The organism is Levilactobacillus yonginensis, from assembly GCF_964065165.1.
Classification (GTDB): domain Bacteria; phylum Bacillota; class Bacilli; order Lactobacillales; family Lactobacillaceae; genus Levilactobacillus; species Levilactobacillus yonginensis_A.
The window spans coordinates 1,928,109-1,943,218 of the sequence record NZ_OZ061549.1; the positions used below are offsets into that span (position 1 = coordinate 1,928,109).

The following is a 15,110-nucleotide window of genomic DNA, read 5'->3' on the forward strand; positions in this document are numbered from 1 at the left end:
TTAGCGAAATTATTGAGGAGTTTATTTAAAAATGAAAGATCGTAACGTTATTGCCTGGGCGATTGTGTCCCTAATTGGCTTTATTGCCATTAATTTTCTGATGTCCCGTCCCTTCGTTGAAGTTGCTGGCGCACAGATGAACACGAGTGAATTCTGGCGGTCAACGATTTTGGCGGTTGTCCTGTACGCTGTTCCCATCGTTTTAGCGGCACTAAATTGGCGGCCATCATTTTACCTCATGGGACTCGTGATTGCGATGTATACGTTGTCCCTAGTGGGGGTGCTCTTGAACATGTGGAGCAACAGTAGTGCCGAAATGCTGATTCGGGTGTTGATGTCAGCCTTCGCGGTGGCCCTCATGGTGGCCAATGCCTACTGGTTGGTTTTAGCGTTACGTTTGCGGAAACGCGACCGAGATTCTAGAGATCGCCGACGCTTCAGTAATTAGGACGAGGTGAAAGAATGAAACGAGAAATTCAAACGTTTATTGATGCTGTGGCAGCCGATGAGATCGAACACGTCACGGCGGAAACGACACAAGCTAAATTTTTTGCAGATGCAGACAAGTTGATGGCACCATTGGCTGACTTTATTCGCCAACAAATTGGTGCAGATAAACTGGCACAAGCGGAACTGAAGCTGACTGACACGGACGTTTCAGTTCGGTTGGAAATGAGTGTTATCAACTTACCACTGCAAGATAGCAAGACTATTGGAAAAATCATGGAGACGACGGATGAAGCGGATATCAACGTTTACGCGGTGATCGAGACGCCAGACATCAACGTTTCCGGTTTGCGAATCGATGCCTTAGCACCAGCCACGACTTACGTGGATCAAGCCAAAGTTGCGGATCAAAGCCTGCACGATTGGTTAGGTTTGCAGATTGAGAAGCTCCAAGCGGCGGCTAGCAACAAGGAAGAAACTGACGTTAAGAAGAAGTAGCCTTGCGTTTCTAAGACTTATGTGCTAATATAATTCCTATGCGATGAGTCGAGAAATCACGCATTCCTTGCTTGCAAGGGGTGTCCGCGCAAGCGGCTAGGTGAATTTGTCAGCAGGGCACATATGTCACCGGATATGTGACGTGTCTGGTTTTGAGGGAATGTGGATTCCGAGATAAACCCATTCGTTTCGGCGAATGCTGTGTGAAGAACGTCCAATCAGTCTTTGACTGGTTGGGCGTTTTTTTATGGATTTTGAGAAAGAATCAAGCAGGTGACCAAAAAGGCTGATATTGTTTAAATAAGACGTGTTATATTAGGAATAACGAAAGCGTTTCACACACGGGAGATGATGGACATGAAATGGTTTAAATGGCTACTTATGTTAGGTATGGGAACCATGTGCCTATTTTTAGGCTGGAATTTCATCGCACAACCAGGCGTTGTGGCCCAAGCGGCTACGCAATCGTATGAGTTCACTTTGCGACCGGTTGATGAGAACGGAAATACTATTTTTTTTAACGATTCGGGAAGCAGTGATCTTGCTGCTCAACCAGTGTCAGGAAACTACGATATTGATTCGGAGACGACTTATCAAGATATTTTGGATCAGGAAAAAGCTAAAGGGTCAGGTGTGGACTATGTTCAAGTAAGGGTATCTACATTCACCCTAGTGCCGCACTAGCCAAGCGGGGGAAGTACCTGAAGCAAGGAACGGCCGTCAACGTGGTCAAGGCAGTGAAGGTTGGTCAAAAAACGCGGTATGAGCTAAGCGACGGTACTTTTATTACGGGGAACAAGCAGTTTGTTTCACCAACAAAGCCTAAAGTGGTCGTCAAAGTTAAGACAAAAACTAAGATTGTCCTGTATCATACCGTTAATTTGAACAAGAAAATCAAGACCTATAAACGTGGAACGACGATTAAGATTACCGGATGGGATTATTCTCATGGCAGTGATACCAGTCGCTCAGGCGTTCAGCGTTTTCGTACGGCTGGCGGATACATTACTGCAAACCGGCAGTACGTGGCAGTTATCAAGTAAGTGATGATGCTGACATTGCACAAAGACTATTGACTTTTAAGTAGAAATCGCCAGGTAACTGGCGATTTTTTTAATCTCTCAAAATTTTCTAGCCTTGACCAATCACTCCCTACAGTAACTGTGCTATTCTAAAATTAACTTGAATTTGAGGGGACCTGAAGATGAACAAAGGACGCGTGGAAGCCTTCACTGATGCAGTGGTGGCTATCGTTTTAACGATTATGGTTTTGGAGTTTAAGACGCCAGAGGAGCCGACCTTTGCGGCCTTGGCCACAGAGTGGAGCTATTTAGTCGCTTACTTGATTAGTTTCTTATTCATTGGGGTTGCTTGGTACAATCACCACTACATGTTTTCACTGACGAAGCGGGTGACCAAGGGCATCTATTGGATGAATAACCTCTGGATCCTAGTCATGGCGATGTTGCCAGTGTCGACGGCCTGGGCTGGTCGTTTTATTAGTGATGTTCAGCTGGAACTTTTTTACTTTATTATCTTCACCCTCTGGCAATGGGCCTTCGCGGGCCTTTCTTACGTGGTCATGCGGACCAATCGGGAGCACCATCCAGAAGTGGCTCAGAAGATTCGCCAAATGCCCGTCTATCGGATGAACATCAACGTCGGTTATTGGCTTGTCTGGGCCATCGTGGCGGTGTTGATCTTTCAGTGGCCGCCAATTGTCCTCATCTTTACGTTAGTAGAGTTGATTGCGATGGCAATTTCCACACCTAAAGATAGTGACAAATTGTTTTAGGGGAGTTAGACATGCAAGATAATTTATTTAATATTCCAGCCGTGGCTTATTTAGGCTGGCTGATTCCGTTGTTCTTTGGGGCCGGCTTTGTCATTAGTTACAGCATTGAGAAACGGCGACTGGGCAACGGATTGTGGTTTTCACTATTTTTCTATTCGTTTTTATCTTTATCGGCAATGACGATCTTAGGCACCAGTAATCGGTGGTTAATCGTCATCAGTCTGGTGTTATTCGTGTTACTACTGTTGCTAATCGGGGTGGTATTTACCCTCCAAGCCTTCCTGCTACTCTGGAATGCGTGGATCGTTTGGAAACGAGAAAGCCATACACTGGCTAATATGTTGACGTTGTTCTTAGGAATCGCCATTTTAGTGGCACCATTCGTGGTCCGGGCCACGACCCTGTACCTGCCCGTTCCAGTGGCTACAGCGTTGAACCTCTTTCCGTCGTTGGTGATTTTTTATGTGCTATTTTGGTTTTACAACTACCTCACGATGCTCTTTATCTATCAGTTTAATCGGCCACGGTATAAGCAGGACTACTTGATTGTCCTGGGAGCTGGCCTGTTAAATGGCGACCAGGTGTCGCCGTTATTGGGCCAGCGGATCGACCGGGCCTTGACCTTTTACCGCAAGCAACTAGCCAAGACCGGCCGCGCCCCCGTCATCATCTTTTCCGGTGGTCAGGGCGGCGACGAAACGGTGCCAGAGGGTGTCGCCATGCGACAATATGCCTTGGCCCGGGGATTACCCGTTGACCATGCGCTAGCAGAAGATCGGTCGAAAACAACCTACGAGAATATGATTTTCTCGAAAAAAATCATTGATCAACGGGGACCACAGCAGCCGCGGGTAACCTTCGTGACGAACGGGTATCACACATTTCGAGCGGGGATGATTGCCAAGCAAGCGGGTCTCAAGGCCAATGGTATCGGGGCGCACACGGCCAAGTTCTTTTTGCCTAACGCCATTTTGCGGGAATACATTGCCATTTTTGTGGGCAATAAACGCTGGCACGCCGTGGCGATTGGGTTAATGTTCCTGCTGACGAGTAGCCTCACGATTGCTGAATATTACTAGATAATTTATGCTGCCAACCAATCGCCTATTTGCAGCAAAGTAGGGATAGTGAGGCGTGAAGGGAGCGATTTTCAATGATGGAAAAAAGCCCCCAAAACTTTGAACAGAACATTAACCCCATTTCAGGACTTTGTTCTATAACCAGTTGCTGGAAGGGGTTAGCCCACAGAACCCGGTTATTTTGGCGAAGAACGGGTATGGTAAGTACGTCAGTGCAGATTCAAATGCGTTCGAAAAATATATGCAGTTGGCTGCTGCTTCTGAGTTGATGCGAATGGTTGAAAAAACACCGATCAGTCCAAATTGCACTAGTCCCTGTCAAGTTGACGGATGAAATACTATAATTTTTTGTAGGACGAATTTACAATTGAAGTGCAACAAGTAAGAAGAAAATAAAAAAGAACTCATAGCCTGAGTCCTGTAAAATGAAGTCACCACAACAATCACTTAAAGGAGATCTTAGGCTATGAGTCCGTACAATCATCTTACCTTAAAAGACCGAGAATGCATACTGTTAGGAGTCACTTTAAACGATACTTATCAAGGTATTGCGGAGAAAATTGGCTGCTCAAAAGCCACCGTATCACGCGAAATTAAGCGCAACGGTGGCCGTGATGCATATTCAGCTGTCAAAGCACAAGAGAACTATCAGAGACGGCGACTGAAAAGCCGACGTCCTAGGATCTTAGCTGACTTGAAACTACGAGATTTTGTCCTTCACCGCATCGTTCAATGCCAATGGTCTCCGGAACAAATCTCAGGCCGTTTAGTTCACGAAAATAGCGAATGGCAAATCAGTTACAATACTATTTATCGCGGAATTAAACTCGATAATTTAGGGATTAAACGCAAGAGTCACGGTGCTCGTGGTTTTGCCCGAAAGTTGCGCCACCGTGGCAAAACCCGTAAGGTCAAAGGAACGGTTAACGAACGACGTGGTCGGTTTAACGAAGTTCTTTCAGTTCATGAACGACCAGTTTCGTGTAATAAACGGAGCTGGTTCGGCCATTGGGAAGGCGACACCGTTCGGGGTAAAACTGGGCGTTCAGCTTTGGTTACATTGGTGGACCGTAAATCACGGTACTTATTGTCTCAACGAGTTTCCAAAGTAAACGCCAAGAACGTCACGCAAGCTATGATTGACCTACTGCATACTGTGACGCCCAAACGAGTTCGTACGCTTACGCCGGATCGTGGAACTGAATTCGCAGGATACCGCGAAGTTAGTCAAGAACTTGGTATTCCAGTCTATTTCCCAGATCCACATGCGCCCCAGCAACGGGGAACCAATGAGAATACCAATGGCCTTATTCGTGAGTACTTCCCCAAGGGAACCGATTTAGATCAGCTCACTGACCAAGATATTTATCAGTTCGTTGAAGTGCTAAATAACCGACCACGCAAGATTTTAGGCTGGAAGAGTCCATCTGAAGTTTTCTTTGGGACAAAGTTACACTTGATTTGACAATTCGTCAGATTTGATTAAGCGGCTTCACCGCGGTATTCAACCGCGGTGGAGCCGTTTCTTTGTGCTGTGCGGTCAATATAGTTGAAGTAGTGAATACCTTCCTCAATAAGCTTAATTAGCTCCTCCTTGGTTTTAGGCATTGGGTGGCTGTCTAACCAGTTTAACTTGAATTCATTCCACCAACGTTCCATTGGGGCATTGTCATAAGGCGTTCCCGGTCGGGACATGCTCCGAACGACTTTGTGTTCGGTCATTAGATCATTAAAATCTTTGGAAGTGTAAGCCGAACCACGATCAGTATGAACCATTGGATGAACTTTTCCAGCTTTGCTAAAGGCTCGCTCAAAGACTTCAACCATTGCGTCACTAGTCTCAGTAACACTCAGATTGTAGGATAAAAGACATCTGCCATACAGGTCTAGTACACCACACAATCGAGCCTTGTACTCGCCATTGATACCGTAACGAACTTCGGTGGCGTCCGACAACCACACTTCATTTGGGTTATCGGCCATATTAAACCGTTGATTTAATACGTTGTCTCGTAATTCTTGCTCAGCTTGTTTTACTCGATGGTGTTTCTTCAGTCTACTTTGGCACTTGAGATGGAGGAGAGTCATAAGCCGCTTAACGCGCTTAAGTGAGACGTAAAAATCAAGCTCTGAATCATGGTCTAGATAGATCTTCAATTTTCCTGCGCCGATTCTCTGACGATGTGCGTTGAAGTACATGAGTATCTTTTGTTTGAGCTGTGTTTCTTGTTGTTCCCGAGGGGTTTCTTCACGATGAAGCCATTGATTAAATGCTTGGCGAGATAGACCCACTTTGCGAAGAATAATGGCTTGGGCGCCATGAATCTGGGGACTGAGTTCCTGAATTGTCTGGAATACTAATTTATGTTGGGCGTTCACTCCTTGTTTTGTAGTTCCCGGAATTTTTTTGCGAAGAGCTCCATTACCTCCTGTTCTTTGAGCTGGGCCTTTAGTTGACGATTCTCTAGTTTTAAACGTTCAACTTCAGTCATTTCTTCAACTGGTTTAGTACGTCCACGGCCATCCTTTAATGCTGTGTAACCACCGTCTTTGGATTTGAGAACCCAGGCTCTTACCTGTTGGTAAGAGACGTTGAAGTGTTCGGATGCTTGGGAGTACGAATGCTTTCCAGCCGTGACATACTCCACAATTTCAATTCGTTCTTCGAATGTTGTTTTACGACTCATAATGCGGACCTGCCTTCTTGACGGGGGATCCGTCAATGATTTATTGGTCCCATTATACTGGAATTTCTTAATCCAGTCGCGAAGTTGCTTATCGCTTCTCAATCCAAAATGATTGCTGATTTCAACTAAACTACCTTCACCATTTAGATATGCTTCCACGGCTTGCTGCTTGGTCTCTGCACTATAACGTGTCCAGATATGGCGTTCTTTTAGGCCGTCAAGGCCATCACGTTTGTAAAGTTCTCGCCATGAACGAATAGTAGTGTCATAAATACCATATTGCTCAAGATATTTGCTTCTGTTCAAATTGGTCTGTGATAGACCAGTCAAAATATCCAGTTTCTCCATAGCTGTAAATCTTGTCCTAGGCATAGAAAAATCCCCTTAAAGTTAACAGATGAATTATAGTTTTTCATCTGTCAACCTTAAGGGGACTATAGCAAATGGACGGGTCGGTGTTTTTGATTATTCATCGCGATGTGCTTGATAACTCGCAAACGCTGCGTAGCCAAGTGCGGCTATCAGCAAGGTCCCCAAGCCGTAAAATAAAATATTCCCCAACGCTAACATGCTGTGAATCCTCCCTGTATTAATTAACCAGTAATATCATATCAGACGGTTAATATAAGGTAAATAGGTCACTATCAGTTTGGTAAAATGTCATATTTACTGCTGAACTTTTCGGTCACTTGACCAAGTAAACGTGGTCTTGAACCAGATCAATTTGCGTGTAGTGGCGGTTTAAGTCACGCGTATCCTTGTTTTCCAACAGGTCAGCGTGGTTCCAGAAGTCCTTTGATCCCGTGGCACCATGGGGTTCCCCAATGACGACGAAGTCCACGTCTTGGCTAGACTGGCGAATGGCTTGGAGTAGTTCCCAATCCAAGGGCAAGCCATCTGGTGACCAGGACATGACGACAACGCCAATCTGGTCTTGGTACTTGTTCCAGGCAGCCACAGCGCTCAACGGTTCAATCGGTGTTAGCGGGTGGCGGCCAGTTTCATTTTCTGCCGTCCAAGCCTGACTATCCGTCGCGTAGACTGTCTTGTGAGCGTCACGTAAGCCCTTGGAAATGTAGCCGTTGCCAGCCATCACTTCTAGTACGGCCCGGTCGCCAACGAATTTGGCGAGGTCGCCGACAAATGGCGCTGGTGTGTAGGCCCACATACCATAGTGATTTTCCAGATAGTCCCTGAAAGACCGCAAGTCATGGTCTAAGTTTGGCAGGGCATCACTCAGCTCGTTCCAAAGCTTGTCGCCCGTGGCATCACCAGCGGGGTAGCTTTCGTTGAGCTTTTTGAAAATCTGATCTTGGCTATCGTCTGGGAGTTGCAGTAGCGGTACTTGTTGCGGTAAGTCGCCGGCTGCCAGCATCCGATCGGCTAAGAGGACGTTACTAATTAAGATCTTGATGGCGGGGTAATCATTAAACTGACGATAGTAGGCCGTCATCCGCTCAATGTAGCTAGTTTTGCGCTCACTGAGGGGAGCGTGGCGAACTTTTTTCTTTAATTTTTGCAGTTTCTTAGGATTCAAAGTAAGGGTCCTTTCTGGATGAAAGTTAGTAAGGAATGGTTAAGTTCAGTTTTTGAGGGTGACAGATTGCGGCTGGATTTCGTTAGTGTTTATAGGCAAACAATTTCTAGTCAAGGTCGCGTCCAAACGAAATCAGCATGGTCGGCAGAAAATTGGCACTCACTGTAAAAAAATATTTATTAGTGAGAATCCAATGTATCAATTCTAGCCGTGAGGTCACAGGAACTGGGCTCAGGCGCCTCGTTCTGCTAAGACGTTTACGGCTCAGCAGAAGACCAAGCTTCAAGACTTGTGATATTCAAGGCTTAAAGTTGTGTCGGCACCGTTCCAGCCCAGCTCCTGTGACCGGTAAGGCAGCCATACTCACACATTGTCACGAAAAAAGTCGGCCGATTAGCATTGATTGCCGACCTGCCGACTTCCAAATTAATGATCGTCTAAATGAAGATCCAGTTCCTCTTGTTGATTTGGTTCTTGATTGGTAGCCCGATTTTCCCGTCCGTGCAGATAACCATCAATTAATTGGTAAATTTCGTAACGGTCCTGTCCGCTCAGCAATTCGCGGTTGAAGCTGAGTTGCTTGCCGGAGAGGAAGAGGCGACCTAAGTCGTACTCATCACGCTCTGCTTTACCTGTCAGGTAATCCATGGTCACGTCAAAGTATTCGGCGAGTTTCCGGACTTCAATAAATGAAGGTGTCCGAATGCCCCGTTCCCAGTTACCAATCTGTGAGGCCGTGTTGGCGTGATCGTCCGGCCCGGCCGTTTGCGCGTTTAAGGCCGTTGCCAGTTGTTCCAAAGTAATGTGTTGGCCACGTCGCAAGGCCCGAAGTCGTTCTGAAAACATCCAACTCACCCGTTTCTTTCATTTGTTTTGTTTACAGTCGTTAGTTTGAGAATAGCCGTCCTGGTGGGCAGATACGCCGCTCGTGGGACCGCTCGTCAGGACTACATTACGTGTTAATGTCCTGTTGGAGACGATCACATTTGGAGACGTTAACCCTGTGTCCTTGCCGCATTGGGGCGGCACCGAAACAGTTGTGCCACTAAGATTATTATACCACTCTATGTGGTTTTTAACGGAAAGTTGGACTATTTCACGAGTGAATCAGTTAGGCGCATAAATTCGGCAACGTCGCGCTTAATTAGCTTGACACCGGCCAGCCAGAAGTCCGGTTGGGTCAGGTCAACGTTCAGGTGTTTTTGGGCGAGTTGTTCCGTTGACATGTTGGCCGTATCACGTAGTAAAGCGATGTAGTCATTTTCAAAGTTTCCGGCCTGTTGCGCCTTGGCATAGATACCGAGACTGAAGAGGTAACCAAAGACGTATGGGAAGTTATAGAAAGCCGGTTCGTCGATGTAGAAGTGCAACTTGCTGGCCCACAAATGAGGTGAGTAGGTCGATAAGTCGTGACCAAAGGCTTCCTTCTGCGCGTTAAGCATCAGTTCATTCAGCTCGGCTGGCGTAACTAATTTTTGTTGTCGTAACTGATAGAAGTGAGTTTCAAAGAGGTACCGGGCTCGAATGTTGAGGAACATGGCCAATGGATTGTCCATTTTGGCGTTGAGCAACGTAATCTTTTCTGCGTCCGTCTTAGCTGCTCGAACGTTGGCGTCCGCCACGATGAGCTCACCAAAAGTCGAGGCCGTTTCTGCCACGTTCATGGCGTACTCTTGTCGCAACAAGGGCAGGTCGGTCATGACGCTGGAATGAAAGGCGTGACCGAGTTCGTGTGCCAGCGTTGAAACGTCGTTAGGTGAACCCGTGAACGTCATAAAAATACGGGACTCATGCGTTTCCGGCGCACTTTCCATCCAACCACCAGGCGCCTTCCCCGCGCGGTCTTCGGCTTTGATCCACCGATTTTCAAATGCACGTTGGGCGAGGGCGGCCATCTTGGGCGAGAATTCGCCGTAGTGTTTGATAATGAACTCAGCGGCCTCATCGTAAGTAAAGTGGTGTAGTTGACCACCTGGTAAATTCAACGGTGCCTCAACGTCCTGCCAACCGGCGTGCTTCTTGCCCAGCAAAGCTGCTTTACGATCCAGGTAGTCGAGTAAGAACTGTTTGTTCTCATCGACGACCCGCCAAATCGTGTTGAGGGTTTTGGCACTTAGCCGATTTTGCTTAAGTGGTTCCTGTAGAAAATCGGTTACGCCGTGGGCCCCGTATTCGGTTAGTCGGAAACCAGCCAGATGGTTCAGTGTGTCGGCGAAGAGCTGTTCCTTGTCCGTCCAGGCTTGTTCCCAAGCCGGTAAAAGTTCGGCCCGATACTGGGGGTCAGCGTTACCCAATAAGTTATTGTCGGCCTGTCCTGCCGAGAGGGTTACGGGCTGGCCGTCGGCATCGTGGAAGGGGACGCTAATGGTGGCTACCAGCGAATCGTAGTGACTACTCCAGGCGGATTTACCGTCGAGGTTTAGCCGGTTGATCAAGGCTTCAGTCTTGTCGTCCAGCAGTTCTTTACCTTCGTTACGCATTTCCTGCAGATTGAAGGCAATTGGTTTGAGGTCAAAGTCGACCAGCATGGCGTCGAAGTTGGCATCGGGAACCTGGACCAGAACTTTCTTTAATTTGCCACTCACGTTTTGAATCTGGGTATCTAAATCTTGCAATTCAGCTTCAACGGGGGCCACGTCGGGATTGTGAATGTCTGCAGAACCGACAGCGGTGACAAAAATGCCTGCTTGGCCGAGACCAGCATCGATTGCTTGGAGTTGCGTGATTAGTTTTTTAAATTGAGGATAGTCGGGAGCATCACTGGCGGCGTCCCACCGATCGAGGAGGTCACCCAGAGCCGCGGTGGCGGTCTTGATTTGTGTTAATTTTGCTTTGAGCTGGTCGGAATTGATTCCGCCGGCAAACAGGGAGTCAAGCTCCCATTTCATAGAGTACTTCATCGACAATACCTCCTAGGGTTAATTGTTGTGACCATTATAGCAAACATCGTCAGGATTGCGCTGATAAGAAGAACTCCGTATACTTACGACAGAGAGAATTTGGAGAAACCGAGGGGAAGAAAAATGAACAAGCGTTTGAAGCACTGGCTAATTGGTTTGGGAATTATTTTGGTACTAGTTGTGGGCGGTCTGGTGGGGGCCAGTCTCTATTTCTACAATATGACCGTTGCTAGTGGCAAAAAGAGTTTTGTGGCGACGGATATCAGATTGAAAAAGAGTGATCCGTTGTACGCTGAAAAGAAATGGTATCGCAACGTTAAGAAGCAACGCTGGACGGAACAAGCCGCCGGCGCTAATTTGAGGTTGGTTGCTGACTACATTCCAGCCGAGCAGACCACCAAGAAGACCGTCGTTTTGGTTCATGGTTTTGGTTCCAACAAAGAAGCCATGGGTGGCTATGTGGCCATGTTTCATAAGCTGGGCTATAACACGCTGATTCCGGATACGCGGGGACAGGGGCAGAGTCAAGGTAAAGTCATCAGCTACGGGTATTACGAAAGTAAGGATTATTTGAAGTGGGTCGATCAGGTGATTGCCAAGCAGGGTCAGCAGTCCCAAGTGGTGCTATTCGGGGTGTCTATGGGTGGCGCCACGACTATGATGACCAGTGGGCTCAAGACACCGAGCCAGTTAAAAGCGTACGTTGAGGATTGCGGTTACACCGATGCCCAGGAGGAAATTACGTACCAAGCCAAGCAGATGTATAACATTCCATACTGGCCGTTGGTGCCGATGACCAGTACCGTTGCGAGGATCAAGGCGGGCTTCCATTTCAAAGACGCTAACGCGGTGGCGGCCGTTAAGAAGAACCATAAGCCAATGTTGTTCATCCACGGGGGGGCGGATAAGTTCGTTCCAACGCGGATGGTGCACCAAGTCTACCGGGCAGATGCCGGGCCTAAGCAACTGTTGATCGTTCCTGGTGCGAAGCATGCGGCCGCTCTGTCGCATAGTCCCGCTATTTACGAACGGACGGTTAAAGCTTTCTTAGCGAAGTATATTCAGTAGGTCTAATTGCTAAATTGGCCACTTCCAGTTGCCAGGACAGGCGGTAGCCGTGGGGACCGCTTCCGGTCTGTGGAGCGGTCCTCCAGCTCGACTTGAAACCTCGGAAATTCGCCGAGTTTTCAAGCTCGTCCCGTGGCGTAACCTCGGGAAACCACCGAGGTTACGCCACTTTCACCGCTACCACCTGCCCTGACAACCTCCGGTTACATCGGCGGTGAAGTTATAATTCGCTGTGGATTGTTCGTAATCAGGTAAACTGAATTGAGATTGACTATTGCTTAAGTAAGTTGCCGGAAATATAATCGGCGATTGGCATTGATTCGGCTAGGATTCAGCGTTTGCAGTCGTAATGATACTTCGGCGGAAATGAACGTTATTAGTCTGCGCCAAGTAGTGGATTTACGATTACCACTAGATGGTGATGGTCAATCTTAGCCGTGAGGTCACAGGAGCTGGGCTCAGGCGCCTCGTTCTGCTTAGTCGTTTACGGCTTAGCAGAAAACCAAGCTTCAAGACTTGTGATTTTCAAGGCTTGAAGTTGTGTCGGCACCGTTCCAGCCCAACGCCTGTGACCGGTAAGGCGGCAATTATGCAACCGCATTTAACCAGAAGGAGTGAGTTGATGGCTGACGAACCATCACACCAATTTAAACCGGTGACCGAAACCATCCTGACGTTGGGGGCCACCCTAGTGATGGGGATGGTTGATGCCGATACGTTTCTGAATCACGGATCAGTCTTTGTGAGTGCACAAACCGGTAACCTCATTGTTTTTATGGTGAAACTGGTGACCCACGGGTGGTCCGTTGCCTGGGTCAACGTGCCTGTCTGGATCGGCTATTTTCTAGGTTGTTTCGGTGCTCAAGCGTTGAGCGAACACTTCAGCCGTGGGAATAACCGTCGGCAAATGCGGTGGTTGATGCTGTTGAATGTGGTGGCGTATCTGAGCTTGTCCAGCTTCCAAACCGTTATTTCGGGAATGTGGCTGATTTTTCTACTGGGTATTTTGGCCGGTTATGAATTAACCATCTTTCGTCAGGTTGGAGGGATTGCCTTAAATAATGGCGTTATGACGGGGAATACCAAAAGCCTTGCCATCAGTAGCTATCAGGCGTGGATCGCTGGCGATAAAGTTGCCCGTCATCGACAAATTCAAGTAGTCTTCGTCCTAGGAATTTTTTTACTGGGCTGCGGGTTAGGCGCTTGGTTGGCCAGTCGATTTACTCTGGGTGTGTTGTGGGTAGCGACGCTGATTAAGGCTTTTCTGTTGCTTTGGCTATTCTTACCAATTGCCCAGCAGCGTCCGGCCATTTGAATAGTTGGGTTGCGGGACCAAATAGCGTATAATTAACGAGAATAGGATGAAACTAGCCCGAGAAACAAGCGGGATTGAAAACTAAGGAGCACAGCATATTGTTAATCACAGGACTAATTATCGGTCTCTTGCTGATTGGGCTGGTGCTCGGCTACTTGGTGCGTCAGCATAAGCACCGGCAGGAACTCCTGGCGGTTCAGGCGCAAGCGCGGACAATTATTGCCCAAGCAACCAAAGAGGCCCAGCAGCGTGTAGAAAAAATTCGCACGGATAGTCGCCGGGAAACCTTGGCCTATCAGCAATCAGTTAAAGATGAATTGACCGAACAACAGAGTGACATTGTGGTACGTGAACAACGCCGCAAGCAACGGGAACAATTGATGAGTCAGGTTACAGTTCGTTTAGATGATCAGACGGCTATGCTGGATGAACGATCACAAGCGAATCGTGAACAGCGTCAAGGAATTCACGTTTTACGTGATCAAGCGGAAGAATTGCGTGCAAAACGTGATGAGACCTTGGCCGAGCGAGCGGGTATGGACGCGCAACAAGCCCAGAACACGGTAGTCCAAGGGGCTGAATTTGCCTTGAAGCGGGATCGTGACATTGAGGTGAAAGCCTTGAACGATAACGCCATGGCCAATGCTGAAAAATGGGCCAAGGACGTCGTTTTGTCGGCGACCGAGAGCGGTCCGCAAGACTTACCTAAGGAACACTTAGAACACACGGTTACCGTACCTAACGGTGAGATTCGGAGTAAGATCATTGGCCGCGAAGGGCAACACATTCGGTTACTTGAAACCTTGACCGGGACGGATTTAATTTTTGTGCCGGACGATAACACGACCCTGTTTATCAGTACCCATGACCCGATTCGTCGAGAAGTGGCTCGTGTGGCATTGACGAACTTGGTTGCCAGTCGGCGAATCTCAGCCAATCAGATTGAAACGCAGGTGGAAAATGCCCAGCGTGACGTGAACCACAGCTTGTGGGAAACGGGTGAACAAACTGTGAGTCTGTTGCACGTGGGCTGGATGCATCCTGATTTGATGAAACTGATTGGGCGACTCAAGTACCGGACCAGTTATGGTCAAAACGTGCTTTTGCATTCCATTGAAGTGGCTCAGCTAACTGGTGCTATGGCTGCACGCTTAGGATATAATACGCGACTTGCACGGCGGGCCGGCTTACTGCATGACTTGGGGAAGGCCATCGACCACGAAGTCGAAGGCACCCACGTGGAAATTGGCACGGAATTTGCCCAGAAATACGGTGAGGATGCCGTGGTGATCAATGCCATTGCAGCGCATCATGGGGATATTGAAAAGACGTCGCCAATTTCTGATTTAGTAGCCGCAGCGGATGCTATTTCGGGTGCTCGTCCGGGTGCGCGGAGTGAATCCGTAGAGGACTACATTAACCGGTTGCGGGCGCTTGAGCAGATTGCCAACGAGCAAAAAGGGGTTTCGGAAAGTTACGCCATTCAAGCGGGGCGTGAACTGCGGATCATTGTCAAGCCGCAAGAGTTGGATGATACTGCGGCAGCTAAGCTAACCAAAGAAGTGGCTCAACAGGTCGAAGAAAAGCTAACGTATCCAGGCAAGATCAAGGTTACTACGATTCGGACTGCGACAGCGGTTGAGTACGTTGGCGATGAAAAGAAGAAAAAGAAGAAGAAAAAGAAAAAGGCTGCTAACGCAAGTTAAGTTACGTTAATTGCCTGGTAACAGTCGTTTTAGCTAGCTGAATTTAGAGATCATAAGGGTTTGGGACAAACGTCTCAA

General features: G+C 47.9%; 15 protein-coding genes. 10 read left to right on the top strand and 5 right to left on the bottom strand.

Annotated features, from left to right (window positions below):
• The first annotated feature begins 31 nt into the window (after window positions 1-31).
• The 7 genes from AB3Y94_RS09075 (at window position 32) to AB3Y94_RS09105 (ending at window position 5,284) form a co-directional block, all read left to right on the top strand.
• Window positions 32-448 (top strand): hypothetical protein, encoded by a 417-nt coding sequence (locus AB3Y94_RS09075; RefSeq protein ID WP_367295939.1) that lies wholly within the window; start codon window positions 32-34, stop codon window positions 446-448.
• A gap of 14 nt (window positions 449-462) precedes the next feature.
• Window positions 463-945 (top strand): hypothetical protein, encoded by a 483-nt coding sequence (locus AB3Y94_RS09080; protein WP_367295940.1) that lies wholly within the window; start codon window positions 463-465, stop codon window positions 943-945.
• A gap of 357 nt (window positions 946-1,302) precedes the next feature.
• The gene (locus tag AB3Y94_RS09085) at window positions 1,303-1,629 is read left to right on the top strand and encodes a hypothetical protein (protein ID WP_367295941.1); all 327 of its coding nucleotides are present in this window, start codon (window positions 1,303-1,305) and stop codon (window positions 1,627-1,629) included.
• A 17-nt stretch (window positions 1,630-1,646) separates the two neighbouring features.
• Window positions 1,647-1,988, top strand: coding sequence for a DUF5776 domain-containing protein (locus AB3Y94_RS09090; protein ID WP_367296503.1), 342 nt, complete (start codon window positions 1,647-1,649; stop codon window positions 1,986-1,988).
• Window positions 1,989-2,149: 161 nt separating this feature from the next.
• A complete protein-coding gene (locus tag AB3Y94_RS09095) occupies window positions 2,150-2,740 on the top strand; it encodes a TMEM175 family protein (protein WP_367295942.1) in 591 nt (196 codons plus the stop codon).
• 11 nt (window positions 2,741-2,751) lie between these two features.
• On the top strand, window positions 2,752-3,819 hold the full coding sequence (locus AB3Y94_RS09100) for a YdcF family protein (RefSeq protein ID WP_367295943.1): 1,068 nt from the start codon (window positions 2,752-2,754) through the stop codon (window positions 3,817-3,819).
• Between the two features lie 466 nt (window positions 3,820-4,285).
• Window positions 4,286-5,284, top strand: coding sequence for an IS30 family transposase (locus AB3Y94_RS09105; RefSeq protein WP_367294841.1), 999 nt, complete (start codon window positions 4,286-4,288; stop codon window positions 5,282-5,284).
• A 17-nt stretch (window positions 5,285-5,301) separates the two neighbouring features.
• Here AB3Y94_RS09105 and AB3Y94_RS09110 read toward each other — a convergent pair whose 3' ends face one another.
• The 5 genes from AB3Y94_RS09110 to AB3Y94_RS09130 all read right to left on the bottom strand — a co-directional run bounded on the left by AB3Y94_RS09110 (window position 5,302) and on the right by AB3Y94_RS09130 (window position 10,943).
• A complete protein-coding gene (locus tag AB3Y94_RS09110; protein ID WP_137617402.1) occupies window positions 5,302-6,198 on the bottom strand; it encodes an IS3 family transposase in 897 nt (298 codons plus the stop codon).
• Window positions 6,195-6,854, bottom strand: coding sequence for a transposase (locus AB3Y94_RS09115; protein ID WP_367295944.1), 660 nt, complete (start codon window positions 6,852-6,854; stop codon window positions 6,195-6,197). Before AB3Y94_RS09115 ends, AB3Y94_RS09110 begins: the two co-directional genes overlap by 4 nt.
• A 337-nt stretch (window positions 6,855-7,191) precedes the next feature.
• Window positions 7,192-8,043: an SAM-dependent methyltransferase gene (locus tag AB3Y94_RS09120; RefSeq protein WP_367295945.1), complete on the bottom strand. Its 852-nt coding sequence runs from the start codon at window positions 8,041-8,043 to the stop codon at window positions 7,192-7,194.
• 426 nt (window positions 8,044-8,469) lie between these two features.
• A complete protein-coding gene (locus AB3Y94_RS09125) occupies window positions 8,470-8,889 on the bottom strand; it encodes a helix-turn-helix domain-containing protein (RefSeq protein ID WP_125682488.1) in 420 nt (139 codons plus the stop codon).
• Window positions 8,890-9,134: 245 nt separating this feature from the next.
• The gene (locus AB3Y94_RS09130; RefSeq protein WP_367295946.1) at window positions 9,135-10,943 is read right to left on the bottom strand and encodes a M3 family oligoendopeptidase; all 1,809 of its coding nucleotides are present in this window, start codon (window positions 10,941-10,943) and stop codon (window positions 9,135-9,137) included.
• A 63-nt stretch (window positions 10,944-11,006) separates the two neighbouring features.
• Here AB3Y94_RS09130 and AB3Y94_RS09135 point away from each other — a divergent pair, with 63 nt between their 5' ends.
• The 3 genes from AB3Y94_RS09135 (at window position 11,007) to rny (ending at window position 15,032) form a co-directional block, all read left to right on the top strand.
• Window positions 11,007-12,011 carry an alpha/beta hydrolase gene (locus AB3Y94_RS09135; protein WP_367296504.1) on the top strand — a complete coding sequence of 335 codons (1,005 nt, stop codon included), beginning with the start codon at window positions 11,007-11,009 and terminating at the stop codon, window positions 12,009-12,011.
• 622 nt (window positions 12,012-12,633) lie between these two features.
• Window positions 12,634-13,326, top strand: a complete 693-nt coding sequence (locus AB3Y94_RS09140) for a YoaK family protein (RefSeq protein WP_367295947.1) — start codon at window positions 12,634-12,636, stop codon at window positions 13,324-13,326.
• Window positions 13,327-13,424: 98 nt separating this feature from the next.
• The gene (rny, locus tag AB3Y94_RS09145) at window positions 13,425-15,032 is read left to right on the top strand and encodes a ribonuclease Y (RefSeq protein ID WP_367295948.1); all 1,608 of its coding nucleotides are present in this window, start codon (window positions 13,425-13,427) and stop codon (window positions 15,030-15,032) included.
• The last annotated feature ends 78 nt before the right edge of the window (window positions 15,033-15,110 follow it).